Below are 25,344 nucleotides of genomic sequence, written 5' to 3'. Positions count from 1 at the left end.
AGGACCCCTCATGCCCCGCACACCCCTGTCCACGTCCCTCGACGCCTACGAGATCTGGTTCGTCACGGGCAGCCAGACGCTCTACGGCGAGGAGACCCTCCGCCAGGTCGCTGAGCAGTCGCAGACCGTCGCGGCCGGGCTGGAAGGCCTTCCCGTCAACGTCGTGTGGAAGCCGGTCCTGAAGGACTCCGACTCGATCCGGCGCCTCGCCCTGGACGTCAACGCCCGCGACGAGGTCATCGGCGTCGTGGCATGGATGCACACGTTCAGCCCCGCGAAGATGTGGATCGCCGGCCTCGACGCCCTGCAGAAGCCGCTCCTGCACCTGCACACGCAGGCCAACGTCGAGCTGCCGTGGGCCGACATCGACTTCGACTTCATGAATCTCAACCAGGCCGCGCACGGCGACCGCGAGTTCGGGTACATCCAGACGCGGCTGGGCGTGGCCCGCAAGACCGTCGTCGGCCACGTGTCCAACCCGGCGGTGCGGCAGCAGGTCGAGGACTGGCAGCGGGCCGCGGCCGGGTGGGCCGCCTCGCGCACGCTCAAGCTCGCGCGCTTCGGCGACAACATGCGCTACGTCGCCGTCACCGAGGGCGACAAGACCGAGGCCGAGCTGCGCTTCGGCGTGCAGGTCAACACGTGGGGCGTGAACGAGCTCGTCGCTGCGGTCGAGGCTGCAGCCGACGCCGACGTCGACGCACTGGTCGCCGAGTACCTCGACGCCTACGACGTCGCGCCCGAGCTGCGGCCGGGCGGCGACCGCCACCAGTCGCTGCGCGACGGCGCGGCGATCGAGCTCGGGCTGCGCTCGTTCCTGGAGGAGGGCGGCTTCGGCGCCTTCACGACGTCGTTCGAGGATCTCGGCGCGCTGAAGCAGCTCCCCGGCCTCGCGGTGCAGCGCCTGATGGCCGAGGGCTACGGCTTCGGCGCCGAGGGCGACTGGAAGACGGCGATCCTGGTGCGCGTCGCCAACGTCATGGGCGCCGGCCTTCCCGGCGGTGCGAGCCTCATGGAGGACTACACCTACGACCTCGTGGCGGGCGACGAGAAGATCCTCGGCGCGCACATGCTCGAGGTCTCGCCCTCGCTCACGACCGCCAAGCCGCGCCTCGAGGTGCACCCGCTCGGCATCGGCGGCAAGGATGACCCGGTGCGCCTGGTGTTCACCGCCGACCCCGGGCCGGCGCTCGTCGTCGCGATGAGCGACATGCGCGACCGCTTCCGCCTCGTCGCCAATGTGGTCGAGAACGTCGACGCCCCCGACCTCCCGCAGCTTCCTGTCGGCCGGGCGGTGTGGAAGCCGGCGCCGGACTTCGCGACGAGCGCGGCGTGCTGGCTCACCGCCGGCGCGGCGCACCACACCGTCATGACGACAGCCGTGGGCATCGAGGTGTTCCGCGACTTCGCCGACATCGCGGGCACTGAGCTCGTCGTGATCGACGAAGACACGACGCTCCGCGGGTTCCAGCGCGAGCTCCGCTGGAACCAGGCCTACTACCGGCTCGCGCAGGGGCTCTGAGCCCGCGCCGTCGCCCCCCGCGTGGTCGAGACCGAGGGAACCGGCCGAGACCGGTGACGTCGTCACCGGTCTCGCCGCGAAACCCCCTGGCTCGCCGCGAAACCCCCTGGCTCGCCGCGAAACCCCTGGCTCGCCGCGAAACCCTGGCTCGAAGCGCCGCGAACCGCTCGAAGCGCCCCGAACCCCGCCGCTACGCTGGGTGGCGGCATCCGCCCACTTCCAAGGAGCCCACATGGCACGTCCCCCCGCTTCCGGAACCCAGCACGCGCTGCGCGCGGGCGACTACGAGGCCGTCGTCGCGAGCGTCGGTGCGACGCTGCGCTCGCTGACGTACAGCGGCCGCGACCTCGTGGTGCCGTTCGAGGCCGACGAGGTGCGTCCGTCGCATCGCGGTGCGACGTTGGCACCGTGGCCCAACCGCGTCGTCGACGGCACCTACTCGTTCGGCGGGCGCGACTTCCAGCTGCCGCTCACCGAGGTCGCGCGCTCGCACGCGCTGCACGGCCTCGCGACCTGGCTCGACTTCGAGGCCGTCGACAAGGGACCCGACCACGTGACGCTGGCCGCCGTCATCCAGCCGCAGACGTTCTACCCGTGGCGCCTCATCGTGAAGACGACCTTCTCGCTGGGGGCCGACGGCCTCACGCAGTCCGTCACGGCGTCGAACGAGAGCGCGGAGCCGGCACCGTGGGGAACCGGGCCGCACCCGTACCTCGTCGCGGGCGACGGGCGCGTGGACGACTGGACGCTCGAGCTGCCGGCCGCTGAGGTGCTCGCGGTGACCCCCGACCGCCTCATCCCCACCGAGCTCGTCGCCGTCGACGCCGACGATCCCCAGCGCTTCGACTTCCGCTCGCCGCGGGCGATCGGCGGCGTCGAGCTCGACCACGCCTACTCCGGCCTCGTGCGCGACGCCGACGGCTGGGCCACGGTGCGGGTGACGGATGCCGCGGGCTCGGGCGTGCAGATGACGTGGGATGCCGCGTGCCCGTGGGTCCAGGTGCACACCGCCGACAAGCCCGACCCGGCGCAGAGCCGCCTCGGGCTGGCCGTCGAGCCGATGACGTGTGCGCCGGATGCCTTCAACGCGCCGTCGTACGACTACGACGCGGGTCTCATCGTCATCGAGCCCGACGCATCCGTCACCGCCTCGTGGCGCATCGCCGCGATCGACTGAGAATCCCGCCGACATGGCGAAGGCGGAGCCGGCCCCCCGGGCGGCTCCGCCTTCTTCAGGTGCGGGTCAGTTGTCCCGCAGGTCTTCCTTGATGTCGTTGCGCGTCTTGACCGAGTCCCGCTCGCGCTCAGCCTTGCGAACCTCTGCGTCGGCCTTCATCTCGTCGACCTTGTCGCCGATGCGGTCCGTGGTGTCTTCCCACCCGCGCTTGACCTTCTCGCCGACGGCTTCAGCCGTCTCCTTGGCGTCGTCCATGATCCCCATCGGTCACTCCTCTCGTGAGGGATGACTCCGACGCTACGGGGAGCCTTCGCAGCCCGGGGAGGGTCTTGATTCCATGCGCACGGATTGCTAGCGGCGCTGCTGGTGTTCGAAGGGGAGCGGTCGAACGATCCGGCGGACGCTAGCCTCTTGAGGGGAGGCGCAATGGGCAAGACCGCAGAGGCGATCGCCGAAGGGGTGTCCATCGCGTCCGCCGCCGCTCGGCTGGCGATCCGCAACCACATCCTCGTCGAGACGATCGCCCACGACGAGCCGTTCGACGTCGCGCGCTTCGCGCCGTACGCCCACGAGACGCTCGTCGCGCTCGCCGACGAGCAGGATGAGGCGGCTGAACTCGTCAAGCGTCAGCGCAAGAAGGCGTGGGGCAAGTTCACCGATCCGGACGGCACGCACGACTACCGCGACCGCGACACCCGCAACCTGCGCAAGCGCGGCCGCCAGTACGCCGGCGTCGCGCACGAGCTGCGTCGCATGGCCGACGACCCGCACGTGGTGCGCACCCTCATCGAGCAGGCGCGCGACGCCGCGTGGGGCGACGTCGAGGCGAACCTGCAGCGCCGGCTGCGTGTGGAGGGCATGCGTCCCGACCTCGACCCCGACTACGACCGCATGCGGGCGGCGCGCATGCAGTCGATCCGCCTCGTCGACCTTCCCCGTCTGGCCGCCCACAAGCGCCATCACGACGCGGGGACGGATGCCTCGGCCCCGACATCTACCTCAACGCCGTCGCCGCGCATCTCGGGCATCGACGTCAGCGAACTCGACGCGTGACGGCGGTGCCCGCGGGCGGACACGCCCGGGGCGCGGCATCCCGCCGCCGATTCGCGCCCCGCGCACGCGTGAGGTATTCTTGACGACGTTGTGCGCGCGAGCGAGCAACATGCGCCCGTAGCTCAATGGATAGAGCATCTGACTACGGATCAGAAGGTTAGGGGTTCGAGTCCCTTCGGGCGCGCACTGTGTTGAGACAGTGATCGAAGACCCGCGGATCTCCGCGGGTCTTCGTGTTTCCGGGATTCGAGTATCCCGCCTGATTCCGAGGGCGACTCTTCCTGTCGATTACACGCCATTCTTCCGATGACCGGAATAACCGCGCCGGACGGCATACTTGAGGAGAACTCGAGTCTCGAAGGATGTGCCATGGCCGGTGAGCGGCAAGCCGGACTATCGGCCGTCCTCGACGCGATCCGACGTGACGACGGCGTCACGCAGACGACTCTCATCGAGCGGGTCGGGCTCGGACGCAGTGTGGTCGCGGAACGCGTCACCCAGCTGCAGGAAGCCGGGTTGATCCTCAGCACGGGACGCGGCCCCTCCACGGGCGGCCGGGCACCGCGCCGGCTCTCCCTGTCGGCTGGCGTGGCGACCCCTCCTGCGGACCACGCCGTGGCGGCGGGAGCCGGATCCGCATCTCGAGCAGCACCTCGCCGACCGGCAGTCGTGGGTCACCGTCCCGGCGGTGGTGCGAGGGGTGTCCGATGAGGGGGTCTCCCCACGCACTCTGCTGACGCTGGAGCTGCGGAACTCGCTGATGGGCTTCTGCCACGGCTACAACGAACGCGGCCTGGACGTGCTGGAGGACGCCGACATCAGCGCCTCGGCCGCGTCAGCGGCCCGCCGGATGCTGGCCTCGAGTGGGCGCGGGGCATCCGGCTTCATCCTCGCCACCTCGCCCGTCGTCCGCATCGGCGAGGATCTGCTGTCGGCGGATGTCTTCGCCAGCGTCACCGTCATCGCACCCCGCAGTCCCGGACAGGTCGAGCATCAGCGGGGGAGCCTGCTGGCGAAGTACTCGCGCTCATCCGAGCTGGGTCCCTGGCACCTGGAAGAACTGACGTGGTATCGCTATGCCACGCTGCACCCGTGGTCGGTCGACGCCGCTGCGACCGTCTCGAAAGGAAACCCTCGTGAATGACCCGTTCGTCGAAGACCTCCTCGCCCGGATGACCTGGCAGGAGAAGCTCGGCCAGCTGCAGATCACCTATCACCCGGATGCGGGACGCACTCGCGACCTCGTCTCCGCCGGCATGGGCTGCATCTTCTGGCAGGGCAGCGCCGAGGCGACCAATGCGATGCAGCGCCACGCGGTGACGAACACCCGGCTCGGCATCCCGCTGCTCGTCGGTCTCGACGTCATCCACGGCCAGCGGACGATCTTTCCGACACCGCTCGCGCTGGCCTCCAGCTTCCAGCCGGAGCTGGCGGAGCTCGTCGCCCGCGTCTCGGGCCGGGAGGCGGCATCCGGGGGCGTGAACTGGACCTTCTCGCCGATGGTCGACGTCTCGCGCGACCCGCGGTGGGGCCGCGTCGTCGAGGGCTTCGGCGAGGACGTCCTCCTCAACAGCGCCTTCGGAGCGGCGATGGTGCGCGGATACCAGGGCGACGACCTGGCCGCGGCCAGCGCCATCGCCGCGTGCGCGAAGCACTTCGTCGGCTACGGCCACGCAGAGGGCGGACGCGACTACAACACGACGGACATGTCCGAGTACCGCCTGCGCAACACCTACCTCCCGCCCTTCAAGGCAGTGCTCGACGCCGGCGCTGCCACCATCATGGCGGCCTTCAACACCATCGACGGCGTTCCCATGCACGCCAACGGGCGCCTGCTCACCGAGGTGCTGCGGGAGGAGTGGGGGTTCGAGGGCGTCGTCGTCGGGGATGCGGACGGGGTCATGAACCTCATCCCCCATGGGGTTGCGGCGACCACCGCCGAGGCGCTCCTCCTCGCCTTCCGCGCGGGCTTGACGGTCGAGATGGGAGGCAACGTGGTGAAGGACGGCGTCCCCGCCCTCACCGACGCGGAGCTCTCGCCCACGGTCGTCGACGACGCCGTCCGTCGGGTCCTCACGCTGAAGGTCGCGCTCGGACTCTTCGACGACCCGTATGTCGAGCCCGAGCAGGAGATCTTCGAGGCGACCCCGGAACACCGCGACATCGCGCGCGACGTCGCCGCGGCGTCGATGGTGCTGCTCAAGAACGACGACGCGCTGCTGCCTCTTCGCAGGCCGCGGCGACTTCTCGTGACCGGCCCCTCCGCGGACAGCACCGATCATCTCGGAGCATGGGTGCAGTCGTTCGCCACCCCATCGGGGAGCATCGTGGACGAGCTGCGTCGCCGACTCCCCGAGACGGAGGTTCTTCTGAGCCCGGGCGCGACGTTCCTCGGGGGAGACGACCCGTCTCTCGCCGCGGAGGCGGCTTCGAAGGCGTCGGAGAGCGACCTGGTCGTCGTGTTCGTCGGCGAGCCGAGCAACCTCTCGGGCGAGGCCGCGTCACGAAGCGACCTGCGCCTGCCCGGCCAGCAGGAGGCGCTCATCCACGCCATCGCCGACACAGGGGTGCCGTTCATCGTGGTCATCGAGAGCGGTCGGCCGCTCGCGCTGAGCGAATGGTTCCATCGGGCGCCGGCCGTGCTGCAGGCGTGGCACCTCGGCACCGAGGCACCGCATGCGATCGTCTCGGCGCTGACGGGGGGCACCGCGCCCTCCGGCAAGCTGCCCGTGTCGCTGCCGCGAAGCAGCAGCCAGGTGCCGATCTTCTACAGCCACGAGAACACGGGGCGCCCCGCAACTGTCGGCGGGCAGCTGGAGCCGACGAAATGGGACCCCGCCCTGCACGGGCCCAACAATGTCGACGACAAGTACTCCTCGAAGTACCTGGATCTCGACCTCGGGCCGCTGCTGCCCTTCGGACACGGGCTGACCTACACCCGATTCGAGTACTCGGAAGCACGCGTGCGGACCGAGATGATGCCCCTCGAGAGCCTGCGGCAAGGCGCGACATTCGGTCTCGAGATCACCGTGACCAACGTCGGCGACCGCGAGGGAGACGAGATCGTGCAGCTGTACATCCACGACGTCGTCGCGCACCGCGTGCAGCCGGTCAGGGTGCTGCGCAAGTTCTCCGGGGTCCACCTGGAGGCAGGAGAGTCGCAGTCGGTGGCGTTCCAGCTCTGCTTCGAGGATCTCGCCTTCTGGTCGGAATCGCACCGCACGCCGGGCTTCGACGTCGAGCCGGGAGCCTTCGACGTCTTCATCGGAGGATCGTCGGATGCGCCGCTCGCCGCGCGCATCGAAGTGACGGCTGCTTCACCGCAACCCTCGACCGGAGATCGTTCGTGACACTCATTCTTCCCTCGCCGCGGCGCGGCGGGCACCGTCACACCCGATGGCGTCGACGCCACCGCGAACATCCTGCTCACCAGCGAAGGCGATTCCGCCGCGCTGCTGTCGACATCGCTTGTCACATCGCTCCCCGCGACGGCCGACGTCGCCGGGTCCGCGGGTCGCGTCGCGTTCGCCTCGCCATGGTTCACGCCCACGGAGATGACCGTCGTGGTGGGGCCGTGGGGTGCGCAGGAGACCGCGACGTGGCGGCATCCGTCCGTCGACGGGCCGACCGACGGCTACGCCTATCAGTCGACCGCATTCGCGTCATACGTGGCCGAGAAGCGGGTCGAGTCGCCGCTGCACACGCACGACGAGACGGTGTCGATCCTCGCGACGATCGACGAGGTCCGAGGGCAGCTGCACCGGAGCGCGCGGCCGGCTCTGGTCCCCGTCCGCAGGCAGGGTGGTTGAGACTCCGAACCGGCGCGGTGCTGCGATACTCATGTATGCCGCGCGGCGGTCCCCGAGGGCGGTTCTGCATCCTCGATCGTCCTCCACGTCCTGGAACTCGATGAGGCGCGAGCCGCCATCGACGCCGCATCCGATGATGGCGCGTTCGACATCCTGATCAACAACGCCGGCGGCGGGATCAACGCGCCGGCGATCGACGTGACGGAGCGGACTTCGACGCGGTGTGGTCGCTGAACGTGCGCTCAGCGCTGTTCCTCTCGCAGCACGTCGCGCGCTCCATGCCGTCCGGCGGTGCGATCGTGAACATCGCTTCGCAGGCCGGCATCGTGGCGCTGCCCGGTGAGTCGTCCTATTGCATCGCCAAGGCGGCCATGCTGCACATGACCCGCTGCCATGCGGTCGAGTGGGGTGAGCGGGGCATCCGCGTCAACGCGGTGGCTCCGACATTCATCGAGACCGACGGCACGTCCGAGGCGTTGTCCGATCCCGCATTCCGCGCCGACGTCATCGACCGGATCGCCGCACTGCATCGCATCGGCAAGCCCACGGAGGTTGCCGGAGCCGTCGTGTTCCTCTGCTCTCCCGCGGCGTCGCTCATCACCGGCCAGACGCTGGCCGTCGACGGCGGGTGGACCATCCGCTGAGGAAGGCGGCTTGGTCTAGAGCGTCGGTTCCGGCTGGACGACGTCCGGGAGCTCGGGGACGAGCACCAGCACGATGTCCTGCACCTTCCAGTCGATGTCGATGCAGGCGAGCCGGGCACGCTCGAGGTGTTCCATCGACGGCGGCTGACCGTCGCGCGGGACGATGAACGCCTCGATGTGGAACACGTGCCCCTCGTCGCGCGTGCGGCACCCCGCTTCGGCGACCCACGGCAATTCGCGGAGGTACTTCTCCACCTCTCGGCCGACCGGGTGAGGCTTCTTGTCGTCGAACGTGGTCGCGCGCTCATCCATCAGGTCGAGGATGGCGGCGCGGAGGTTGCGGAAGCCGTCGTACAGGATGCTGGCGGAGATGAAGAGGGCGGCGACGTAGTCCAGCCACCAGAGCCCGATGCCGACGCCCGCGACACCCACGATGGAGCCGGCCGCCGTCATCCAGTCGGCCTTGTTCATGTCGGCGTCGGCGTACAGCACCTTGTTGTGCAGCTCCCGTGCCAGCTTCAGCTTGGCGCGCCCGATGATGACGGGTGGCACGGCGATGAGAGCCATGACGCCGATCATCAGCCAGCCGAGCCAGATCACCTGACCGAACACCACGACGGTTCCGATGGTCGGGTGGTCGCCGCGAAGGAGTCCCGTTCCCGAATCGATGATGAGGAACGTCCCCATCGCGGTCAGGGCCACCGCGGCGACGAGGTGCCCGACCCCCACCGATCGGTGGAACCCATAGGGATGATCCGAAGTGGGTGGCTTCCGGTTGATCCGCACCGCGATGAGGAAGGCGATCGGAGGGATGAACGAGAGCAGATCCTCGAGCCAGGCGGCCTTCATCGCCTGAGAGTTGCCGAGCACGAGGAACACCAGGGTGACGCTGACGGCGAGGAAGCCGATCGTGATCCACTCGAGCCTGATCGCCCGGTGCAGCACCTGCACCTGCTTCTCGGGCAGCTCGGTCCTGCCGAAGCTGATGCTCACCGTGACCCCGCAGCCTCGTGCGTCAGGAACGTCTCGAGCCTGGTGAGGAAGGCGTTCTCGCCCATCGGCACCAGCATCACCAGCTTGTGGGTCTTGCCGTCTTCGTCGGTGAACTCGCCGTACGGCCTCGTCACACCCGCCTTGTCCGCCCACGGCGTGGCATCGGTCAGCCCGCCGATCACGAGATCGACATCCTCCCGCTCCAGGGCACGCACCAGTGCCTCCTCTGATCCCACGGTCCACTCCACGTCCGCGTCGACCGTGTCGGCGAACGCCTCGACGAGCGCTGCCTCGGAGCCGGTTACCGCGTCGCCGGACACGGAGGCGAAGTCGCCGTTCGGGGACACGCCGACGTTCAGGGTGCCGCCCGACACGCGCTCCAAGGTGCCTTGGGGATCCGCGGGGACGGCGGCGCATCCGCTCAGCAAGAGCAGCGATGTGGTCAGCGCCAGGACTCTCCGCATGAGATCACGATAGGTGCGCGCCTGCGACGGCTCGGCGAGGCGCCACGAAGGTACGTCGAGCTGGAGTGCTCGTCCACCGCGCCGGAAGTGCTGACGTGGGCCATCGGCGGCGCGGGTGGCCGCCAGGCCGTCGCTCTGATCCTGTGGGCCCTTCCCTCGGCGCGTGCACGCCATCATCATGGACCTGTCCGCATCGAGCGATGGAGGTCGAGATGAGCGTGTACCGAGTGATCGATGTCGTCGGCACGAGTGCGTCCTCGTGGGAGGAGGCGGCCCGGGAGGCGATCACCACAGCGTCCGGGTCGCTTCACGACCTGCGCGTGGCGGAGGTCACGAAACAGGACGTCGTGGTCGGCGACGACGGCGCGCTGCTGTTCCGCACCCGGATCCAGCTCTCGTTCAAGTACGTGCCGGAGTAAGCCGGGCGTCATCCCGGCGTGCCGTTCGGGGACCTAGCCTTGCACGTCGAGGGTGCGGACGAAGCGGCGCTGCCACGGGGCCTCCGCCGCCCGCGCGCGGTAGTTCGCCCGCGCCCCTTCGCGCAGTCCGCGGCCGCGCACGCGTCGACCACCGGGCAGCTCGACGACGCCGGGAAGATCGAGACTCCACGCGGTCACGGCCGTGATGGGCCGCGTGCGCTGTCGCGGTGATCCGCCACGTCCGGCTCCGCCCGCAGGAGGTCGGCGACCTCTTCCTCGGGCCGAGGGGCGATCGTCTCGTCCACCTCGATCTCCGGGATGTCCGGTTCACCGGGTCCGGGCACGCGGTGCACCGGCAGGTCATCATCGTGGACGGGCATCGGTGCTCCCTTCGCGAACAGTCACAGCGTACGTCGGCCTCGCCGCCGTCGGCGCGCATCGCTCCCGCGTCAGCGTGACGAACGCGCCGACCCGGCCAGGTGCGCCGCCACGAAGCCGCGGATGCGCTGCGTCGCGGCATCCCGCGGCTCTCGCGATGTCTCCACCACGATCGTCGGCAGATCCAGCCGAGTCAGCAGGTCGAGCTCCAGCTCGCGGCGCATCCGCATGAATTCGACGTAGCCATCGAATCCCTGCAGGCCCGCCCGAAGCCCGAAGCCCTGCTCGGTGTGGTACCGGATCACGAAGTCCAGCCACCACTCCGGGCGCTCCTCGGCGACCCTCCGGAGCACCGCGTCGGGGTCGCCGGGGTCGAGGTACACGAGCATCGGGTTGTGGCTTCGCACCGCCGCGACGAGTCCTCTCACATGGTCCATGAGCACCGCCGGCGGGCGGTCGAACCGGGCGATGAAGGCGCAGACGGGATTCTGTATCAGCACGCACTCCCACACCTGCACCTCGTCCGCGCTCACCGCCGCGCCGAATCGACGCCAGCTCTCCGACAGGGCTCGCGCGTGGACCTCGGGCGCAACGTCGCCGTCGTACGCGTCCCTGGCCCGGATCCAGCCGATCAGGTCACCGGGCAGCTGCAGGCGATCGGTGTCGCGGACGATCCAGCCGTCGGGGTAGCGCTCCGCATGTGCGCGTACGGTCCGCCACGACTCCGGGTCGTCGCGCAGATGCGCGAACTCCTCGTCCGTGAGGAGGGAGACCTTCTCGAAGTCGACCGGGTGGTCGGGTCGACCCTCCGGCCAGTGCTGGGCGGGTACGCCCTTATCGCCCACCCACGCGGCGAGGTCGCCGGCTGTCGTCGACTTCCCCGACCCCGGAAGCCCCTCGACCAGCACGATGCCGCTCGCTTGATCGACGGCGTCCGTCATGGACCGCGCACCCCCTCCAGCCGAAAGGGCGATTCTCGCATGTCCGCGATGGGTCGCCCGCCGCGGACGCGGATGACGGATGACGGATGCTACCTCCGCTGCTCGAACATCCCCGCAGTGATCGGCACCGCCACGGCGCCGGCGATGATGAGCACGCCCACGACGAAGGCCGGGGCGGAGAGGATCGGCAGCGAGAACGAGATGCCCACCAGCACCATGCCGCCGATGAGCAGGATCAGATAGATGACGAACAGCATCACGCACCTCCAGAAGACGAGTACCTCTTGACTACTCCGACCGGGGGCGCCGCGCGAGGGGGGTTGCACCGTGCTGGCACGTCGCGTACGCGCGGGCCACAATGACGCCATGAGACTCGTCCAGGTCGCCCAGCATGCCGACGATCTCGACCGCGCGGCAGCCTTCTACTCCGCTCTACTGGGAACGCCGGCCGCCGCCGTCTTCGACCCGCCCGGCCTGCTGTTCTTCGAGCTCGACGGGGTGCGGCTGCTCTTCGACCGCGGCGCGCCGTCATCGCTGCTCTACCTCCATGTCGACGACGTCGAGACCGCCATCGCGCGGCTGGCAGATCGCGCGGAGGTGGTCTCGCCGCCGCACGTGATCTTCCATCACTCCGACGACACGCTCGGCCCTGCCGGTCACGACGAGTGGCAGGCGTTCGTCAAGGACTCCGAAGACAACACGGTCGGGCTGGTGTCGTTCCGGCCGTCGGCCTGACGCGGCAGACTGCCCCGCCAAGTCGTCTGGATGCGCGCATCGTGCTCCTATCGGCTCGATAACGCCTGCCAGAGCGCACGGAGTGCGGCTAGCCTGGTGGCGATGAGCGCCTACGTCTCGGCGTTCGAGCTGTTCTCCATCGGCGTAGGACCCTCGAGCTCCCACACGGTCGGCCCGATGCGGGCGGCCCACGACTTCGCCGACCGGCTGCGCGCGTCCGGTGCGCTGCCCCGGGTGGCGCGCATCACGTGCACGCTGTACGGCTCGCTGGGCGCCACCGGCATCGGCCACGGGACGCCCGACGCCGTCGTCGCCGGGCTGCAGGGGCTGGAGCCCGAGACGGTGGATCCGGATGCCGTGCGCGCGGCGTGGAGCGGATGGACCGACGGAGACGCCCTCGCTGTAGCCGGCGTCCACGCCGTCCCGTTCCGGCGCGGCGACGTCGTCTTCGCGGCGCGCACCAGGCTTCCCGCCCATCCGAACGCGATGACACTGGAGGCATGGGGCTCGCCGGCCGACGGCCCGCCGCGCGGGCTGAGCGCGCCCGGCATCCGCGAGACCGGATCATCGACGGGCGTCCTCGCCCCGGCAGTCGCCTCGGACGCCGGCCTCGTCGCCCGCGAGACGTACTACTCGATCGGCGGTGGCTTCATCCGCCGTGAGGGCGAGCCGGTCGCGACGCGCGCCGCCGCCTTCCCCGTCCACTTCGACAGCGCCGAGCAGCTGCTCGCGCTGTGCGATGAACGAGGCCTGACCATCGCCGAAGTCGCGCGGCTCAACGAGACCGCGCTGCGCAGCGAGGAGGAGGTCGCCGAAGGGCTCGACGCCATCTGGGACGCCATGGCCGGCTGCGTCGAGGCGGGGCTCCGTGCCGACGGCGTGCTGCCCGGGATCCTGGGGGTCAAACGGCGTGCGGCTGCGATCCGGGCGCAGCTCGAGGAGGCCGAGGCCGACGGTCGCCGGGAGCTTCCGGGTGAGTGGCTCGGAGCGTTCGCGCTCGCCGTCAACGAGGAGAACGCCGCGGGCGGACGCGTGGTGACCGCCCCCACCAACGGCGCCGCGGGCATCGTGCCGGCGGTCGCGATGTACTGGTGGCGCTTCCTCGCCGACTCCGGGCTCGGTGCCGGCAACGCAGTGACCCCGTACGGCGAGCTCGTCGGCAGCGCCCTCCTCGGCTACCACGGGCATCCCGCCGCCCCCGCGGAGGTCGCCGGGTGGGACGAGCACGAGGTCGCCGAAGCCAACCGTCGCCGCGGCATCCGTCGCTATCTGCTCACCGCGACGGCGCTGGGCTCGCTCTTCAAGGCCAACGCGTCGATCTCGGGAGCCGAGGGCGGGTGCCAGGCCGAGGTGGGCTCGGCGTGCGCGATGGCGGCGGGCGGCCTCACCGCGGTGATGGGCGGCACCAACCGCCAGATCGAGAACGCGGCCGAGATCGCCATGGAGCATCACCTCGGCCTCACCTGCGACCCCGTCGGCGGGCTGGTGCAGATCCCGTGCATCGAGCGCAACGCGATCGCCGCGTCGACCGCGGTGACGGCGGCCCGGCTCGCGTTGCGCGGCGACGGCTCGCACTACGTCTCGCTCGACGCGGTGGTGGAGACGATGCGCCAGACCGGCATCGACATGTCGCACAAGTACAAGGAGACGAGCGAGGGCGGTCTCGCGGTCAACGTCATCGAGTGCTGACGGGTTCGGAGAATCCGGCGCTTGCGGCCGGTACGGCGAGTGCGAGGCGGCCACAGCTGCCAGATCCTCTGGGGCGTGCGCACCCGCCGGCGGACCGATCGCGGGTCAGGAGGGTTCCCATCCTCGCCGCAGGAGGGTAGCTCGAACAATCGAGATAGCGCGCGGATGCCTCCCGCGGATGTGTGCGGAGGTGAGCCGCACCACCTCCCACCCCGCCTGCGCGTACGACGCGTACTTCTCGATGTCCCGGTTCCATTGGGCGCGACTGGTGCGGTGGTGGTCGCCCTCGATCTCGACCACCGTGCGCTGATGCGGATACACGACTTCCGAGATGCCCAGCAGACGCCCTGCGGCGTCGCGGATCTCGACGTCGAGCTGCGGCTCGGGCAGCCCCGCGCCCGCGGCATCCAGGCGGTACTCCGACTCGAGCGGAGAGCTGCTTCCGACTCTGATGAGCTCGAGGGCTGCCCGCAGGCGCGCAGCGCCCTTCCGCGGCCCCGCCGCGGTGGCGCGCTGAAGCTGCTCGATCGACGTCAAGCTCCGGTGGGGCAGCGGCTTCTCGCGGTCGTCCCGGGGGATGCGGACGAACGCATCACCCGCCGTGACGAGCTCCCGCAGCGTCAGGATCGACCCGAGCATGGCCCACGTCGACGCCGGGCTGCTCACCCGCACACCGCCGCAGTCGCTGACGCGGACGAGGCCGGGATCGACCTGCAGGCCGCGGACGCCCTGGCGCCGCGGCGCACGGTGCGGAGCGGGAACGGCCACCGCGAGAAGGTCGCCGTGGCTGACGGGAACGCCCCAGAGGACGGCGGCCGTCTCGGTGGCGAAGAACGCGTGGGCCGGCATCACCTGCTGCAGCCCTCGGGCGCGCCGCGTCACGTCGGCCCGCTGGATCCGGTCGCGGGCGAGCGGCGCGTCCGCCGCCTCCTCGATCCGGTCCGGTCGCGTGAGGAGCCGCACGCCGCGGAACGGCGCCTCACAGTCCTGCGCCCGGAGTCGTCGCCGCGTCACCCCGGCCCGCCGCGCGTCCGCGTACGCGAAGGCGTCTCCGAGCTCGGGTGGCAGCGGGCGCGGGACGCGAGGCATATGCCCGACCCTCTCGCGCGGGGTGGCCGAGGGGGTCCAGGCATCCGGATCTGTGTGTACTCGTGCGGACCCGGCGCGCTGGGGAGGAGGCGCCGGCGCTGCGCGGGCCCATGGATGTGGCAGTCGTGGCCGCTTCCAACCGTCGGTTCCGGCCCTCACGGCCACATCTGGCAACGTCGCGACCCGGGTGTTCGTCCAGGGCGAACACGCGCCCACTTAGCACTCGGCACGTGCGAGTGCTAATCTGTCACTAGTTGAGTCGAGTCGACTCAACTCCAAGAACGAGAGGAGAAACCCCATGGCCACCTACGACCCGTTCCGTGACCTCGATCGTCTGGCGTCGAGTCTCCTCGACACGCGACGCGGCCCGCGCCGCATGCCGATGGACCTCTACCGCGACGGCGACCACTACGTCCTGACGGCCGACCTGCCGGGCATCGACCCGGGATCGGTCGACATCGACGTGGACGGCCAGCTCCTGACGATCCGCGCCGAGCGCACGCTCCACAGCGGCGACGACGTCAAGTGGATCACGCGCGAGCGGGAGGCCGCGAGCTTCCTGCGGCAGCTCAACCTCGGGCAGGGGATCGACACCGAGCGCATCTCCGCCAGCTACAGCAACGGCGTGCTGAGCGTCACGATCCCCGTCAGCGAGAAGGCCAAGCCGCGCAAGGTCGAGGTGTCGACGGAGGGCTCCGCGCCCACCATCAAGGCGCACGAGTCGACCGCCGACGCGCCGCAGCCCATCGAGCAGTGACCGGCTGAGCAGCAGGCGAGAATGACGGATGCCTCGTCCCCGCGCCCGGGGGCGGGGCATCCGTTCTCTACCGGCGCGTGAGCGCCGCGGTGAAGTGCCGACGGCAGCGCGCCTGGTACGACTCGATGCCGCCCACCTGCGCCCGCGTCGGGACGGTCGGGTCTTCGCCGTCGCCGGCGGCCGCGATCCGCTGATGGAACGCCGCGTCCTCGCCGCAGACCGCGCACACCGCGGTGAGCTTGATCGCGTTCTCGGCGATCGCCATCAGCGACGGCAGCGGCTCGAAGGGCCGCCCGTCGAACGTGACGCACAGTCCCGACACGACGACGTCCACGCCGCCGGCCACCAGTGCGTCGACCGCCGGCACGAGGTCGGGCCCGAAGAACTGCGCCTCGTCGACGGCCACGAGATCCAGTTCCCTTCCGTGCACGGCCGACACGAGGGACGCGACATCGGAGAAAGGCCGTGAGGGGATGCTGAGCCCCGAGTGCGAGCTCACTTGCCCCTGGCCGCGCCGGTCGTCGAGCGTGTGGCTGAACACCTCGACCGACAGCCCGGCGATGCGCGCGCGGCGGACCCGGCGCAGCAGCTCCTCGGACTTGCCGGCGAACATCGGGCCGGCCACCACCTGCAGCCTCGCCTGGTTGCGTGTGTGCATGGCGCCCACCCTACGACCGCGCTCGACGCCGCGCGCGGTGCCGATCGCCGGGTGCCGACATAGGCTGGCGTCGTGGCGGAGTATGTCGTGCCGGCTTCAAAGCGGCGCCGTGGCCGCCCCCGGGCGGGGCAGTCCGACGCGCGCGAGCGGATCCTCACCGCCGCGATGGACGAGTTCGGCGAGCTGGGCTACGACGGTGCCACGATGCGCGGCATCGCGGCGCGCGCGGGCGTGGACGCGGCGCTGGTGCATCACTATTTCGGCACGAAGGCCGACCTGTTCGGCGAAGCCGTCGGAGCGCCGATGCGGCCCGATCTCGCGCTTCCCGAGATTCTGGCCGGCCCGACGGACGAGATCGGCGCGCGCATCGTGCGCTACCTCCTGGTCACCTGGGAGGACCCGGACGTGCGCCGCCGTGGTGTGGCGCTGCTGCGCACCGCCATCGGCAACAAGCTCACGACACCCCTCCTGGCCGGCTTCCTCTCGCGGGAGCTGCTCTCGCGCATCGTCGGCACGCTCCAGGTCGAGGACGCCGACCTGCGGGCTTCGCTCGTCGCCTCGCAGGTGGCAGGGCTGATCGTCGCCCGCTATGTGCTGCGGCTGCCTGGCCTGGCCGAGGCATCCGTCGACGAACTGGTCGGCCGCGTCGGACCCACGCTTCAGCGGTACCTGTTCGGCTGACGATCGCTCTTGACGCCGCGGCGTCCCGGGAGCACTATTCATCACGTGATGAATAACTCGTCGGCGGATGCCGTCACCGTGCGCGGCCTGCACGTGCGGCGGGGTCGCACCGAGGTCTTCACCGACCTGCAGCTCGACATCCCGCGCGGCCAGATCACGGGGCTCCTCGGGCCGTCCGGCTGCGGCAAGACGACGCTGATGCGCTCGATCGTCGGCGTGCAGAAGATCGCCGGCGGGACCGTCACCGTGCTCGGTGAGCCCGCCGGATCGAGCGCGCTGCGGCGGCGCGTGGCGTACGACACCCAGGCCGCGTCGGTCTACGGCGACCTCACGATCCGGCAGAACCTGCGCTACTTCGCCCGCGTCGTCGGCGCCCCGCGTGCGGACGTCGACCGCGTGATCGAGCAGGTGGGCCTCGCCGACCAGCGCGATCAGACCGTCGACTCGCTCAGCGGCGGACAGGAGTCCCGGGTGTCGTTGGCGGTCGCGATGCTCGGCGCCCCGGAGCTGCTCGTCCTCGACGAGCCGACCGTGGGCCTGGACCCGCTGCTGCGCAACGAGCTGTGGGACGTCTTCCGCTCACTCGCCGAGTCCGGCGCAACGCTCATCGTGTCGAGCCACGTGATGGACGAGGCGCTGCGCTGCGACCGCCTGCTGCTGATGCGGGCGGGGCGCATCATCGCCGACACGACCCCCGCCGGCCTGCTCGCCGACACCGGAGAGGCCGATCCGGATGCCGCGTTCCTCGCGCTCGTCCAGCAGGACGCGCTGCGACAGGCGGCGGATGCCTCGGCCGACGGCGACCGCCGCGCGCTGACGCGGCGCGAGGCGCGGCAGCACGCCGGACCCGGGGGGCCCGCGGGCGCGCACGATCCGCGCGGTCAGGACGGGGGCCGATCATGAACGGCACCCTGACCGTCGCCACCGCGGGCCGGGTGCTGCGGCAGCTGAGCCACGACCCGCGGTCGATCGCCCTGATGCTCGTCGCGCCGAGCCTTCTCGTGGGGCTCTTCGCGTGGCTGTTCAGTGACATGGACGGCGTCTTCGACCAGTTCGGGGGACCGATCCTGGCGCTCTTCCCGTTCATCGTCATGTTCCTCATCACCTCGATCACGACGCTCCGCGAGCGGCGGTCGGGCACGCTCGAGCGCCTGATGACGACGCCGCTCGCGAAGGCCGACTTCATCCTCGGCTACGGGCTCGCCTTCGGGCTCATGGCGACGCTCCAGGCGGTCATCACCGTGACCTTCGCGGTGTGGGTGTGCGGACTGGAGGTCGAGGGCCCGCTGTGGCAGCTCGGCCTTGTCGCCGTCGTCGACGCCATCCTGGGCAGCGCGCTGGGTCTGCTCGCAAGCGCGTTCGCACGCACCGAGTTCCAGGCGGTGCAGTTCATGCCGCTGATCGTCTTCCCGCAGATCATCCTCGGCGGCCTGTTCATGCCGCGCGAGGACATGCCCGAGGCGCTGTATCAGATCTCGAAGGTGCTGCCGCTGAGCTACGCGATCGACACCATCAACGCGGTGACGGCGGGCGACGAGGGGTGGGACGTCTTCGCGCCGCTGCTGGTGGTGGTGGCCTTCGCCGCCGGGGCGCTCATCCTCGCATCGCTGACGCTCCGTCGCCGTACGCCGTAGCCTCCGCCTGCGGGTGACGATCCCGGGCTCAGTACGTGGGCGTCCTGCGCAGCTTCGCGGTGAGGTCGCGGAGCTGGGCCAGCTCGTCGTCCGTCAGCAGCGACATCCGCTCGGCGATCGCCCGCCCATGGGCGCTCGCGACGCGGCGGAACAGTGCGGCGCCGGCATCCGTCGCCCGGACCAGGGCGCCGCGCCCGTCGTCGGGATCGGCGCACTTGACCAGCAGCCCGCGCGCGACCATGCGGTCGACGAGGCGCGAGACGCTCGGCTGGCTGATGAGCATGTTCGCCGTGACGTCCCGCAGCCGGGCGGTCGCGTCGGTGGCCCGGGTCACCGTGAGCAGCACGTCGTACTCGGCCTGGCTCAGCGTGGCGTCGTCGAAGTCGTCGTTGATGTCTCCGAACACCTCGTGCTGCGCGCGGAAGAGGCTCTCCCAAGCGTCGATGGCGAGGCGGCGATCGGTCATAGCGTCCAGATTACGGCCTCCCCCCGACCCTAGGCTGGCCCCATGGGGTCTTCTGCTGCCATGAGTTCCGGCACACGGCGGCTCGGTGCGGCCGGCCTTGTGCTCGCCGTGCTCGCGGGCCTGCTGCTTGCCGTCGCCGGGCCCGTTCCGGCACGGGCCGGGGTCGATGACTTCTCGTTCGAGAGCCTCGACGTGGAGTACCAGCTGGGGCGCGCCGGCGACGGTTCCAGCACCCTCACCGTCGTCGAGACGTTCGTGGCGCTGTTCCCTGACATCGATCAGAACCGCGGGATGAGGCGCATCCTCCCGGACTCGTACCAGGGCGCACCGCTGAACCCGCGGCTGGTCTCGATCACCGACGGGGAGGGCGCGCCGCGAGAGGCCGAGACGGAGTCCGAGGACGGGGTCTTCGTGATGACATCCCGCGCAGACGACTTCGTGCACGGTCGCCAGACGTATGTCCTCACGTACACCCTCGAGAACGTCACCCGGTACTTCGCCGACACCGGCGCCGACGAGTTCTACTGGGACGTCAACGGCACGGACTGGGCGCAGCCGTTCGGCCGGGTCACGGCGCGCGTCACCATGCCCCCTGACCTCGCCGCCGAGCGCACCGGCGAGGAGGCCTGCTATGTCGGGTATCAGGGCGACGAGCAGACGTGCCCCATCGGCGCCGACGCCACGGCCGTCGTGGCATCCGTCGACGGACTGCAGCCGTATCAGACGATGACGATCGCGATCGGGTTCGACTCCGGCACCTTCACGGAGTTCGACTCCTCCTATCTCGCGTCGCCGTGGGGCTGGCTGCAGGGCGGCGTCGCGCTGCTGGGCCTCGGCGCCGCTGTCGTGCTCGCCGCCCGCTCGCGGATCCGGCACCTGCGGGACGAGCCGGGCCGGCCCGTGATCATCGCCGAGTACACCCCGCCGCGCGTCATCGATGCGCTGGAGAGCGCCGTGCTGCTGGGCCGGACGACCAAGGCGATCCCGGCGGAGGTGCTCGAGCAGGCGGTGGTCGGCAGCATCCGCATCGAGGAGGGGCCGCGCAAGCTCTTCGGCGGCCAGCGCCTGAAGGCGGTGCTCGTCGATCCGGCACGCGCCGACGGCGATGGGCGGATGCTGCTGACCGGCCTGTTCCCGAACGGGGTGCCCGGCGAGGAGTTCGAGTTCGGCCGCACCGACACCCGGTTCTCCACGACGGCGCAGTCGGTCCTCAAGGCCGCGGCGAGCGAGCTGGTGTCGCGCGGCCTGCGGCGGCGGGTGCCGGTCAAGGCCAGGGCATGGCCGATCGTGGTCGTGGTCGTCACCGACGTCCTGGTGCTGCTGTTCGGCATCGGCGCGCTGACGGCCTTCGTCGCGCCGCTGTGGCCCATCCTGCTGATCATCGCGGCGGGTCTGGCGAGTATGGTCGTCGTCGCCGTGGTGGCGCGCAGGCCGTTGACGGCCGCCGGCGCCGAGGCGCGGGATCACCTGCTCGGGCTCAAGCAGTTCATCGAGTGGGCGGAGGCCGACCGCATCCGCATGCTGCAGTCGCCGCAGGGTGCGGAACGCGTCCCCGTCGACACCGGCGATCCGCGCGTGAAGCTCAAGCTGTACGAGGCACTGCTGCCGTACGCGGTGGTGTTCGGGCAGGAGAAGGAGTGGTCCACCGAGCTCGCAGTGCTCTACGGCGAGGGCAACTCGCCGACCTGGTATGCAGGCACGTCGGGGTTCAACGCCGCCGCGTTCTCGGCGGGCGTCTCGCACCTGTCCGCGTCGGCGGCGTCGTCATCCTCGTCCGGGGGGTCGTCCGGCGGCGGATCCGCCGGTGGCGGCGGCGGAGGCGGAGGCGGCGGAGGCGTGTGAGCCGGAGGCGGTGTGGGCCGGCGTCGGGCCGATCCTGGGCGTGGCAAGAGTAAGGGCCGGTCGGAGAGGCTACCGACCGGCCCTTGTCCCTTGCACCAAGAGTGTCCTGCAATCACATGTCGGCAGCTGCCACAGCAAAACAACTACCGTGCAAGCACTCTATAACGGCGAGGTAACGGTGGCAAGGGTCAGTTGTTATGTTTTCGTGATCCGTGGCAGGACTCTCCCGACGGCTGGCCGCGGTCCGACACCTTCGACCGCTGGATCTCCTCGCAGGAGGTGGCGGAGCTCTACGGATCCGGATCGTCCTCTCAGGCCTGAGCCTTCAGACCGAGGATGCCGCACCCCGCGACTGCGGCCGGGGTGCGGCATCCTTCCTCTGCATCGCGCAGTGGGGGACGTCGATCAGTACCAGTCCGTGGCCTGGCTGTGTCCCCACGCTGCGCATGGCGTGCCGTACGCGCGCTTGATGTAGTCCAGGCCCCACGCGATCTGGGTCGTCGCGTTGGTCTGCCAGTCGGCGCCGAAAGTGGCCATCTTGTCGCCCGGGAGCGACTGGGGGATGCCGGTGGCGCCGCTGGAGGTGTTGTAGGCCTCGTAGTTCCAGTCCGACTCCTTGTCCCAGAGCGAGTCGAGGCACGAGAACTCCCCGTCTCCCCAGCCGTACTGCGACGCCGCCATCTGGCGCGCCGTGGCCTTGGCGCCGTCCACGGTGTTCGCCGCGGCTTGCGCCGCCGCGGCAGCAGCGGCAGCCTCGGCCTGGCGCTGCGCCTCCGCGGCTGCGGCGGCGGCAGCGGCGGCTGCCGCCTCCTCGGCCGCCTTCTTCTCCTTGGCGCCGTCCAGGCGCTCACGGAGGGCGTCCACCCGCTGGGTCACGTCGGTGGTCGCGCTCTCGGCATCGGCGGTGAGCCCCGGGATGAGCAGCATCGGGACGACGTCGAGCTCTTCGAGGGGCTCGGCGGCGTCCTCGAGCGTCGACGTCCGGATGGTGGTGTCGTCGACGCCGAGATCCAGTCCCGCCGCCTCGATCTCCGCGGCGAGGCTGTCGGCCTCGGTGAGGGCGACGCGGGCGGCGAGGAGTGTGCCCTGGGCGTCGACGCGGATGTCGCGCAGGGTCTCGGCTGCGGCATCCGGCGCGGCTGCCGTGACGATGGCGCTGGCCGCGAGCGGGGCGGCGGCGGCGAGGGCCGGCGAGGCGAGGGCGAACCCCGTGGTGAGGGCGATGCCGAAGGCGGTGCCGGCGACGACGGCCGGACGGAAGGGGCGGCGACGGCGGCGGAGGGAGCGACGGGAAGGAGCAGGCGACTGGTCTGTATGCATGGCGAACGTGACGATCTCTCGGGTCTCGCGCCGCGGGTATCGGCGCCGATGCGCCCATCGGGTCGGACGCACAAGTCCCCGAGTCTGCCTCATCGCGGCTGGACGGTTCCCGGTCGTTGCCTGGGAGGAACGTGGAGGCCTCGGCAGGCGGCCGGGCGATCCGTGCGACCGGTGGCCGAGGCATCCGCATCGCTGTTCGGAGGACATCAGCCCAAACGAGGGCCTGGTGTGAGAAGCGCCCTCTGTTCGGCAGATCTCCTCGGATCCGCGGATGCCGGTGGCCCCGGCATCCGGCTCTCCGACGCCGCTGCTACCTGCGGTGCTCGGTGTAGTAGGCCAGGAGCGCCCGAGTCGAGGCATCCTGCGCGGCGATCGCCGACTCGTCGCCCTCGATGGCGGGAGCGATCTGCAGCGCCAGCTGCTTGCCGAGCTCGACTCCCCACTGGTCGAACGAGTTCACGCCCCAGATCACGCCCTGCGTGAAGGTGATGTGCTCGTACAGCGCGACCAGCTGGCCGAGGACGGCCGGCGTGAGCGCGGGCGCGAATATCGACGTCGTCGGCCTGTTCCCCGGGAAGGTGCGGGCGGCCACGAGCGCACCCGTGGTGCCCTCGGCCTCGACCTCCTCGGCGGTCTTGCCGAAGGCGAGCGCCTTGGTCTGCGCCAGGAAGTTCGACAGGAACAGCGCGTGGACGTCGCGGCCGCCGTCCTCGAGCGCGTACGCCGGGTTCGCGAAGGCGATGAAGTCGGCCGGGATGAGCCGGGTGCCCTGGTGGATCAGCTGATAGAACGCATGCTGCCCGTTGGTGCCCGGCTCCCCCCAGAACACCTCGCCGGTGTCGGTGGTGACCGGGGAGCCGTCCCAGCGCACCGACTTGCCGTTGGACTCCATCGTGAGCTGCTGGAGATACGCGGCGAAGCGGCTGAGCTGCTGGGCGTACGGGAGCACCGCGTGCGACTGGGCGCCGAGGAAGTTCGAGTACCAGATGTTGAGGAGGCCCATCAGCACCGGCACGTTACGCTCGAGCGGCGTGGTGCGGACGTGCTCGTCCACGGCGTGGAAGCCGGTGAGCAGCTCGCGGAACACGTCGGGGCCGAGCTCGATCATGAGGGACAGGCCGATGGCGGAGTCCACGGAGTAGCGACCGCCGACCCAGTCCCAGAAACCGAACGCGTTGTCGGTGTCGATGCCGAAGGCGGCGACCTTGTCGAGCGCGGTCGAGACGGCGACGAAGTGGTGGGCGACGGCATCCGCCTTCTGCTCTTCGCTCCCGTCGATCGCGCCGGACTGCGAAAGGCCCGCCCACAGCCAGTCCCGCGCGAGGCGCGCGTTGGTGAGGGTCTCGAGCGTCGTGAAGGTCTTCGACGCGACGATGAACAGGGTGGTCTCGGGGTCGAGGTCCTTCGTCTTGTGGGCGAGATCGAACGGGTCGATGTTCGACACGAAGCGCGCCTCGATGCCGGCCTTCGCATACGGCTCGAGCGCTGCCGAGATCATGACGGGGCCGAGGTCGGAGCCGCCGATCCCGATGTTGACGATGTGCATGACCCGCTTGCCGGTCACCCCCTGCCACTCGCCCGAGCGCACCCGGTCGGCGAAGGCGGTCATCGCCGAGAGCACCGACTGGACGTCGGCGTCGACGTCCTGCCCGTCGACGACGAGCGCCGGCCTGGCGCCCGGCGGGCGGCGGAGCGCGGTGTGGAGAACCGCGCGGTCCTCGGTGGTGTTGATGTGCTCGCCGGAGATCATCGCGGCGTAGCGCTCGGCGACACCGGTCTGCTCCGCCAGGCGCACCAGGGCCGCGAGGACGTCGTCGGTGACGAGGTTCTTCGACAGGTCGACGTGGAGGTCGGCCAGCGGGAGGCTCAGCCGCTCCGCCCGCCGCGGATCGGCCTCGAACCAGCCGCGCAGGTCGGGCGCGAACGAGTCGCGGAGCGCGCTGAGCTCCGACCAGGCGGGCGTGGTGGTGGCATCGACGGGAGCAGTCACGCCACTACGGTACTCGCGCGGATGGGCGCGGTGGTTTCGTGTTGCTCACCGGCGGGAGGCGCATCATGTGAGGTGGGCGGCCAGTGCACGACGTCGCCGCGAACGCACGGCCTGCCTGCGCGCGGAAGGCGTGCAGTCGACAGGATGCCGCGCACTCGGCGCCGCCCCGGCCGCGTCGGGTGCTCCTCCGACGGTGCGATGGGTAGCGTGTCGGGCATGGTGGCGAGTGGGAGCAGGCGTGCGCGCGCGGCGCGACGTCGCGCCCGCCGGGTCGCCGCCGCCGACAACGACCTCAGCATCGAGGAGTGGCAGGCGCTTCTCGCGGCCTGGGGAGCGTGCGCCTACTGCGGCACCGTCACCGGGCCGTTCCAGAAGGACTGCGTGCTGCCGATCTCGCGCGGCGGACGGTACACGTTCGACAACGTCGTGCCGGCGTGCCGCTCATGCAACGCCAGCAAGTGCAACGACGAGGTCACCGGGTGGCTGCGTCGCAAGCGGCTCGACGAGCGCGCGTTCCTGATGCGGCACGTCGAGGTGCTCGCCGCGTGGCGCGAGTCGGCTGCGCAGGCCGCGCCGGCTGCACCCATCCGGGGGGCGCCGGCGTGATCACCGAGATCCGCCCGTATCAGCCGGGCGACTGGGACGACATCTGCCGCATCCATGACGCTGCACGCCTGCAGGAGCTGCGAGGCGCCGGCCTGCTGGAGGCGTACCTCGATCTCGCCGCCACGTATGAGAACGAGGGGCTGTTCGACGGCGAGGTGTGGGTGGCCGAGGCCGACGGCCGCATCGCGGGATTCCTGGCCGGCGGCATCGAGGAGGGCGACGGCGAGATCACCTGGCTCTACGTCGACCCGGATCTTCATCGCCGTGGCGTCGGACGGGCGCTCGTGGAGCACTTCGCGGCCCGCTGCGACGGCTCGGTGGAACTGGAGGTCCTCGCCGGGAACGCGGCGCGCGACTTCTACGAAGCGCTCGGCTTCACCGTCGAGGCGACGACGACCGGGAAGCTCGCCGGAAACGAGGCCTTCACCGCGACCGGCCACACGCTCGTGCGGCGCCGCGGGGCGGCATCCGACTGAT

The 25,344-nt window shown here is 70.6% G+C and carries 30 protein-coding genes and 1 tRNA gene; 19 read left to right on the top strand and 12 right to left on the bottom strand.

The annotated features are described in order from the left end of the window. The first annotated feature begins 10 nt into the window (after positions 1-10). Together araA and IR212_RS14235 are read left to right on the top strand one after the other, a co-directional pair. Complete coding sequence (gene araA / locus IR212_RS14240) at positions 11-1,522, top strand: L-arabinose isomerase (protein ID WP_194396529.1); 1,512 nt, start codon at positions 11-13, stop codon at positions 1,520-1,522. 232 nt (positions 1,523-1,754) lie between these two features. Continuing rightward, the gene (locus IR212_RS14235) at positions 1,755-2,699 is read left to right on the top strand and encodes an aldose 1-epimerase family protein (RefSeq protein ID WP_194396528.1); all 945 of its coding nucleotides are present in this window, start codon (positions 1,755-1,757) and stop codon (positions 2,697-2,699) included. Positions 2,700-2,765: 66 nt separating this feature from the next. On the opposite strand, the gene IR212_RS14230 is transcribed toward IR212_RS14235, so the two are convergent. Next, on the bottom strand, positions 2,766-2,963 hold the full coding sequence (locus tag IR212_RS14230) for a hypothetical protein (protein WP_194396527.1): 198 nt from the start codon (positions 2,961-2,963) through the stop codon (positions 2,766-2,768). 162 nt (positions 2,964-3,125) lie between these two features. On the opposite strand from IR212_RS14230, the gene IR212_RS14225 reads away from it, so the two are divergent. The 7 genes from IR212_RS14225 (at position 3,126) to IR212_RS14195 (ending at position 8,205) form a co-directional block, all read left to right on the top strand. Beyond that, positions 3,126-3,752 (top strand): asparagine synthase, encoded by a 627-nt coding sequence (locus IR212_RS14225; protein ID WP_194396526.1) that lies wholly within the window; start codon positions 3,126-3,128, stop codon positions 3,750-3,752. A gap of 111 nt (positions 3,753-3,863) precedes the next feature. Beyond that, positions 3,864-3,936 (top strand) — tRNA-Arg (locus tag IR212_RS14220). A 122-nt stretch (positions 3,937-4,058) separates the two neighbouring features. Then, positions 4,059-4,463, top strand: coding sequence for a winged helix-turn-helix domain-containing protein (locus IR212_RS17350; protein WP_420488603.1), 405 nt, complete (start codon positions 4,059-4,061; stop codon positions 4,461-4,463). Beyond that, a complete protein-coding gene (locus tag IR212_RS14210) occupies positions 4,453-4,896 on the top strand; it encodes a hypothetical protein (protein WP_194396524.1) in 444 nt (147 codons plus the stop codon). Before IR212_RS17350 ends, IR212_RS14210 begins: the two co-directional genes overlap by 11 nt. Further along, the gene (locus IR212_RS14205; RefSeq protein WP_228479339.1) at positions 4,889-7,102 is read left to right on the top strand and encodes a glycoside hydrolase family 3 N-terminal domain-containing protein; all 2,214 of its coding nucleotides are present in this window, start codon (positions 4,889-4,891) and stop codon (positions 7,100-7,102) included. Before IR212_RS14210 ends, IR212_RS14205 begins: the two co-directional genes overlap by 8 nt. Before the next feature lie 204 nt (positions 7,103-7,306). Beyond that, positions 7,307-7,561, top strand: coding sequence for a hypothetical protein (locus tag IR212_RS14200; protein ID WP_194396522.1), 255 nt, complete (start codon positions 7,307-7,309; stop codon positions 7,559-7,561). A gap of 236 nt (positions 7,562-7,797) precedes the next feature. Continuing rightward, positions 7,798-8,205: an SDR family NAD(P)-dependent oxidoreductase gene (locus tag IR212_RS14195; RefSeq protein ID WP_237684551.1), complete on the top strand. Its 408-nt coding sequence runs from the start codon at positions 7,798-7,800 to the stop codon at positions 8,203-8,205. A 15-nt stretch (positions 8,206-8,220) separates the two neighbouring features. Here the strand turns inward: IR212_RS14195 and IR212_RS14190 are convergent, their stop codons facing one another. Continuing rightward, a complete protein-coding gene (locus IR212_RS14190; protein ID WP_228479337.1) occupies positions 8,221-9,198 on the bottom strand; it encodes a cation diffusion facilitator family transporter in 978 nt (325 codons plus the stop codon). Next, entirely contained in the window at positions 9,195-9,662 is a 468-nt protein-coding gene (locus IR212_RS17150) for a transglycosylase SLT domain-containing protein (protein ID WP_228479336.1), read from the bottom strand. The genes IR212_RS14190 and IR212_RS17150 overlap by 4 nt, the downstream gene beginning before the upstream one ends. A gap of 212 nt (positions 9,663-9,874) precedes the next feature. Here IR212_RS17150 and IR212_RS14185 point away from each other — a divergent pair, with 212 nt between their 5' ends. Continuing rightward, complete coding sequence (locus tag IR212_RS14185; RefSeq protein WP_194396520.1) at positions 9,875-10,081, top strand: dodecin family protein; 207 nt, start codon at positions 9,875-9,877, stop codon at positions 10,079-10,081. Between the two features lie 33 nt (positions 10,082-10,114). Here the strand turns inward: IR212_RS14185 and IR212_RS14180 are convergent, their stop codons facing one another. From IR212_RS14180 to IR212_RS14165, 4 genes are all read right to left on the bottom strand, one after another. Further along, entirely contained in the window at positions 10,115-10,279 is a 165-nt protein-coding gene (locus IR212_RS14180) for a hypothetical protein (RefSeq protein ID WP_194396519.1), read from the bottom strand. Next, positions 10,276-10,461: a hypothetical protein gene (locus IR212_RS14175; RefSeq protein ID WP_194396518.1), complete on the bottom strand. Its 186-nt coding sequence runs from the start codon at positions 10,459-10,461 to the stop codon at positions 10,276-10,278. The genes IR212_RS14180 and IR212_RS14175 overlap by 4 nt, the downstream gene beginning before the upstream one ends. 69 nt (positions 10,462-10,530) lie before the next feature. Continuing rightward, positions 10,531-11,400 (bottom strand): P-loop NTPase family protein, encoded by an 870-nt coding sequence (locus tag IR212_RS14170; RefSeq protein WP_194396517.1) that lies wholly within the window; start codon positions 11,398-11,400, stop codon positions 10,531-10,533. An 89-nt stretch (positions 11,401-11,489) separates the two neighbouring features. Further along, positions 11,490-11,657, bottom strand: coding sequence for a hypothetical protein (locus IR212_RS14165; protein WP_194396516.1), 168 nt, complete (start codon positions 11,655-11,657; stop codon positions 11,490-11,492). Positions 11,658-11,766: 109 nt separating this feature from the next. Between IR212_RS14165 and IR212_RS14160 the strand changes: the two genes are divergently transcribed. Both IR212_RS14160 and IR212_RS14155 read left to right on the top strand, forming a co-directional pair. Next, entirely contained in the window at positions 11,767-12,135 is a 369-nt protein-coding gene (locus tag IR212_RS14160; RefSeq protein WP_194396515.1) for a VOC family protein, read from the top strand. Positions 12,136-12,237: 102 nt separating this feature from the next. Further along, a complete protein-coding gene (locus tag IR212_RS14155; protein WP_194396514.1) occupies positions 12,238-13,824 on the top strand; it encodes an L-serine ammonia-lyase, iron-sulfur-dependent, subunit alpha in 1,587 nt (528 codons plus the stop codon). A 105-nt stretch (positions 13,825-13,929) separates the two neighbouring features. On the opposite strand, the gene IR212_RS14150 is transcribed toward IR212_RS14155, so the two are convergent. Then, positions 13,930-14,913, bottom strand: coding sequence for a hypothetical protein (locus IR212_RS14150; protein WP_194396513.1), 984 nt, complete (start codon positions 14,911-14,913; stop codon positions 13,930-13,932). A 298-nt stretch (positions 14,914-15,211) separates the two neighbouring features. Between IR212_RS14150 and IR212_RS14145 the strand changes: the two genes are divergently transcribed. Beyond that, entirely contained in the window at positions 15,212-15,670 is a 459-nt protein-coding gene (locus IR212_RS14145; protein WP_194396512.1) for an Hsp20/alpha crystallin family protein, read from the top strand. Positions 15,671-15,737: 67 nt separating this feature from the next. On the opposite strand, the gene IR212_RS14140 is transcribed toward IR212_RS14145, so the two are convergent. Then, positions 15,738-16,328, bottom strand: coding sequence for a thymidine kinase (locus IR212_RS14140; RefSeq protein WP_194396511.1), 591 nt, complete (start codon positions 16,326-16,328; stop codon positions 15,738-15,740). Between the two features lie 72 nt (positions 16,329-16,400). Between IR212_RS14140 and IR212_RS14135 the strand changes: the two genes are divergently transcribed. From IR212_RS14135 to IR212_RS14125, 3 genes are read left to right on the top strand one after another with little or no spacing between them, the layout of a single operon-like run. Beyond that, a complete protein-coding gene (locus IR212_RS14135; protein WP_228479335.1) occupies positions 16,401-17,009 on the top strand; it encodes a TetR/AcrR family transcriptional regulator in 609 nt (202 codons plus the stop codon). Positions 17,010-17,057: 48 nt separating this feature from the next. Beyond that, positions 17,058-17,912, top strand: a complete 855-nt coding sequence (locus IR212_RS14130; protein WP_194396510.1) for an ABC transporter ATP-binding protein — start codon at positions 17,058-17,060, stop codon at positions 17,910-17,912. After that, positions 17,909-18,643 carry an ABC transporter permease gene (locus IR212_RS14125; protein ID WP_194396509.1) on the top strand — a complete coding sequence of 245 codons (735 nt, stop codon included), beginning with the start codon at positions 17,909-17,911 and terminating at the stop codon, positions 18,641-18,643. The genes IR212_RS14130 and IR212_RS14125 overlap by 4 nt, the downstream gene beginning before the upstream one ends. Before the next feature lie 28 nt (positions 18,644-18,671). Here the strand turns inward: IR212_RS14125 and IR212_RS14120 are convergent, their stop codons facing one another. Then, complete coding sequence (locus IR212_RS14120; RefSeq protein ID WP_194396508.1) at positions 18,672-19,109, bottom strand: MarR family winged helix-turn-helix transcriptional regulator; 438 nt, start codon at positions 19,107-19,109, stop codon at positions 18,672-18,674. A gap of 60 nt (positions 19,110-19,169) precedes the next feature. Between IR212_RS14120 and IR212_RS14115 the strand changes: the two genes are divergently transcribed. Further along, on the top strand, positions 19,170-20,951 hold the full coding sequence (locus tag IR212_RS14115) for a DUF2207 domain-containing protein (RefSeq protein ID WP_228479334.1): 1,782 nt from the start codon (positions 19,170-19,172) through the stop codon (positions 20,949-20,951). Positions 20,952-21,356: 405 nt separating this feature from the next. Here the strand turns inward: IR212_RS14115 and IR212_RS14110 are convergent, their stop codons facing one another. Both IR212_RS14110 and pgi read right to left on the bottom strand, forming a co-directional pair. Continuing rightward, a complete protein-coding gene (locus tag IR212_RS14110; protein WP_194396506.1) occupies positions 21,357-22,271 on the bottom strand; it encodes an aggregation-promoting factor C-terminal-like domain-containing protein in 915 nt (304 codons plus the stop codon). A 310-nt stretch (positions 22,272-22,581) separates the two neighbouring features. Continuing rightward, positions 22,582-24,261, bottom strand: a complete 1,680-nt coding sequence (gene pgi / locus IR212_RS14105) for a glucose-6-phosphate isomerase (protein ID WP_194396505.1) — start codon at positions 24,259-24,261, stop codon at positions 22,582-22,584. 216 nt (positions 24,262-24,477) lie between these two features. Between pgi and IR212_RS14100 the strand changes: the two genes are divergently transcribed. Together IR212_RS14100 and IR212_RS14095 are read left to right on the top strand one after the other, a co-directional pair. After that, on the top strand, positions 24,478-24,867 hold the full coding sequence (locus tag IR212_RS14100) for an HNH endonuclease (RefSeq protein ID WP_194396504.1): 390 nt from the start codon (positions 24,478-24,480) through the stop codon (positions 24,865-24,867). Then, on the top strand, positions 24,864-25,343 hold the full coding sequence (locus IR212_RS14095; protein ID WP_228479333.1) for a GNAT family N-acetyltransferase: 480 nt from the start codon (positions 24,864-24,866) through the stop codon (positions 25,341-25,343). Before IR212_RS14100 ends, IR212_RS14095 begins: the two co-directional genes overlap by 4 nt. Position 25,344 lies beyond the last annotated feature (1 nt).

It is taken from the genome of Microbacterium atlanticum (assembly GCF_015277815.1).
In the GTDB taxonomy this organism is placed as follows: Bacteria; Actinomycetota; Actinomycetes; order Actinomycetales; family Microbacteriaceae; genus Microbacterium; species Microbacterium atlanticum.
The sequence above is the reverse complement of the archived record's forward strand: the minus strand, read 5'-3'. Positions and strand labels throughout refer to the sequence as shown.

Excerpts from the sequence above, each read along its gene's own strand:
- IR212_RS14100 (WP_194396504.1), top strand. The coding sequence starts at position 24,478 with ATGGTGGCGAGTGGGAGCAGGCGTGCGCGCGCGGCGCGACGTCGCGCC.
- IR212_RS17150 (WP_228479336.1), bottom strand. The coding sequence starts at position 9,662 with ATGCGGAGAGTCCTGGCGCTGACCACATCGCTGCTCTTGCTGAGCGGA.
- IR212_RS14155 (WP_194396514.1), top strand. The coding sequence starts at position 12,238 with ATGAGCGCCTACGTCTCGGCGTTCGAGCTGTTCTCCATCGGCGTAGGA.
- IR212_RS14175 (WP_194396518.1), bottom strand. The coding sequence starts at position 10,461 with ATGCCCGTCCACGATGATGACCTGCCGGTGCACCGCGTGCCCGGACCC.
- IR212_RS14140 (WP_194396511.1), bottom strand. The coding sequence starts at position 16,328 with ATGCACACACGCAACCAGGCGAGGCTGCAGGTGGTGGCCGGCCCGATG.
- IR212_RS14200 (WP_194396522.1), top strand. The coding sequence starts at position 7,307 with ATGACCGTCGTGGTGGGGCCGTGGGGTGCGCAGGAGACCGCGACGTGG.
- araA (WP_194396529.1), top strand. The coding sequence starts at position 11 with ATGCCCCGCACACCCCTGTCCACGTCCCTCGACGCCTACGAGATCTGG.
- IR212_RS14145 (WP_194396512.1), top strand. The coding sequence starts at position 15,212 with ATGGCCACCTACGACCCGTTCCGTGACCTCGATCGTCTGGCGTCGAGT.
- IR212_RS14120 (WP_194396508.1), bottom strand. The coding sequence starts at position 19,109 with ATGACCGATCGCCGCCTCGCCATCGACGCTTGGGAGAGCCTCTTCCGC.
- IR212_RS14225 (WP_194396526.1), top strand. The coding sequence starts at position 3,126 with ATGGGCAAGACCGCAGAGGCGATCGCCGAAGGGGTGTCCATCGCGTCC.
- IR212_RS14130 (WP_194396510.1), top strand. The coding sequence starts at position 17,058 with ATGAATAACTCGTCGGCGGATGCCGTCACCGTGCGCGGCCTGCACGTG.
- IR212_RS14115 (WP_228479334.1), top strand. The coding sequence starts at position 19,170 with ATGAGTTCCGGCACACGGCGGCTCGGTGCGGCCGGCCTTGTGCTCGCC.
- IR212_RS14125 (WP_194396509.1), top strand. The coding sequence starts at position 17,909 with ATGAACGGCACCCTGACCGTCGCCACCGCGGGCCGGGTGCTGCGGCAG.
- IR212_RS14185 (WP_194396520.1), top strand. The coding sequence starts at position 9,875 with ATGAGCGTGTACCGAGTGATCGATGTCGTCGGCACGAGTGCGTCCTCG.
- IR212_RS14170 (WP_194396517.1), bottom strand. The coding sequence starts at position 11,400 with ATGACGGACGCCGTCGATCAAGCGAGCGGCATCGTGCTGGTCGAGGGG.
- IR212_RS14150 (WP_194396513.1), bottom strand. The coding sequence starts at position 14,913 with ATGCCTCGCGTCCCGCGCCCGCTGCCACCCGAGCTCGGAGACGCCTTC.
- IR212_RS14230 (WP_194396527.1), bottom strand. The coding sequence starts at position 2,963 with ATGGGGATCATGGACGACGCCAAGGAGACGGCTGAAGCCGTCGGCGAG.
- IR212_RS14235 (WP_194396528.1), top strand. The coding sequence starts at position 1,755 with ATGGCACGTCCCCCCGCTTCCGGAACCCAGCACGCGCTGCGCGCGGGC.
- IR212_RS14160 (WP_194396515.1), top strand. The coding sequence starts at position 11,767 with ATGAGACTCGTCCAGGTCGCCCAGCATGCCGACGATCTCGACCGCGCG.
- IR212_RS17350 (WP_420488603.1), top strand. The coding sequence starts at position 4,059 with ATGACCGGAATAACCGCGCCGGACGGCATACTTGAGGAGAACTCGAGT.
- IR212_RS14110 (WP_194396506.1), bottom strand. The coding sequence starts at position 22,271 with ATGCATACAGACCAGTCGCCTGCTCCTTCCCGTCGCTCCCTCCGCCGC.
- IR212_RS14165 (WP_194396516.1), bottom strand. The coding sequence starts at position 11,657 with ATGCTGTTCGTCATCTATCTGATCCTGCTCATCGGCGGCATGGTGCTG.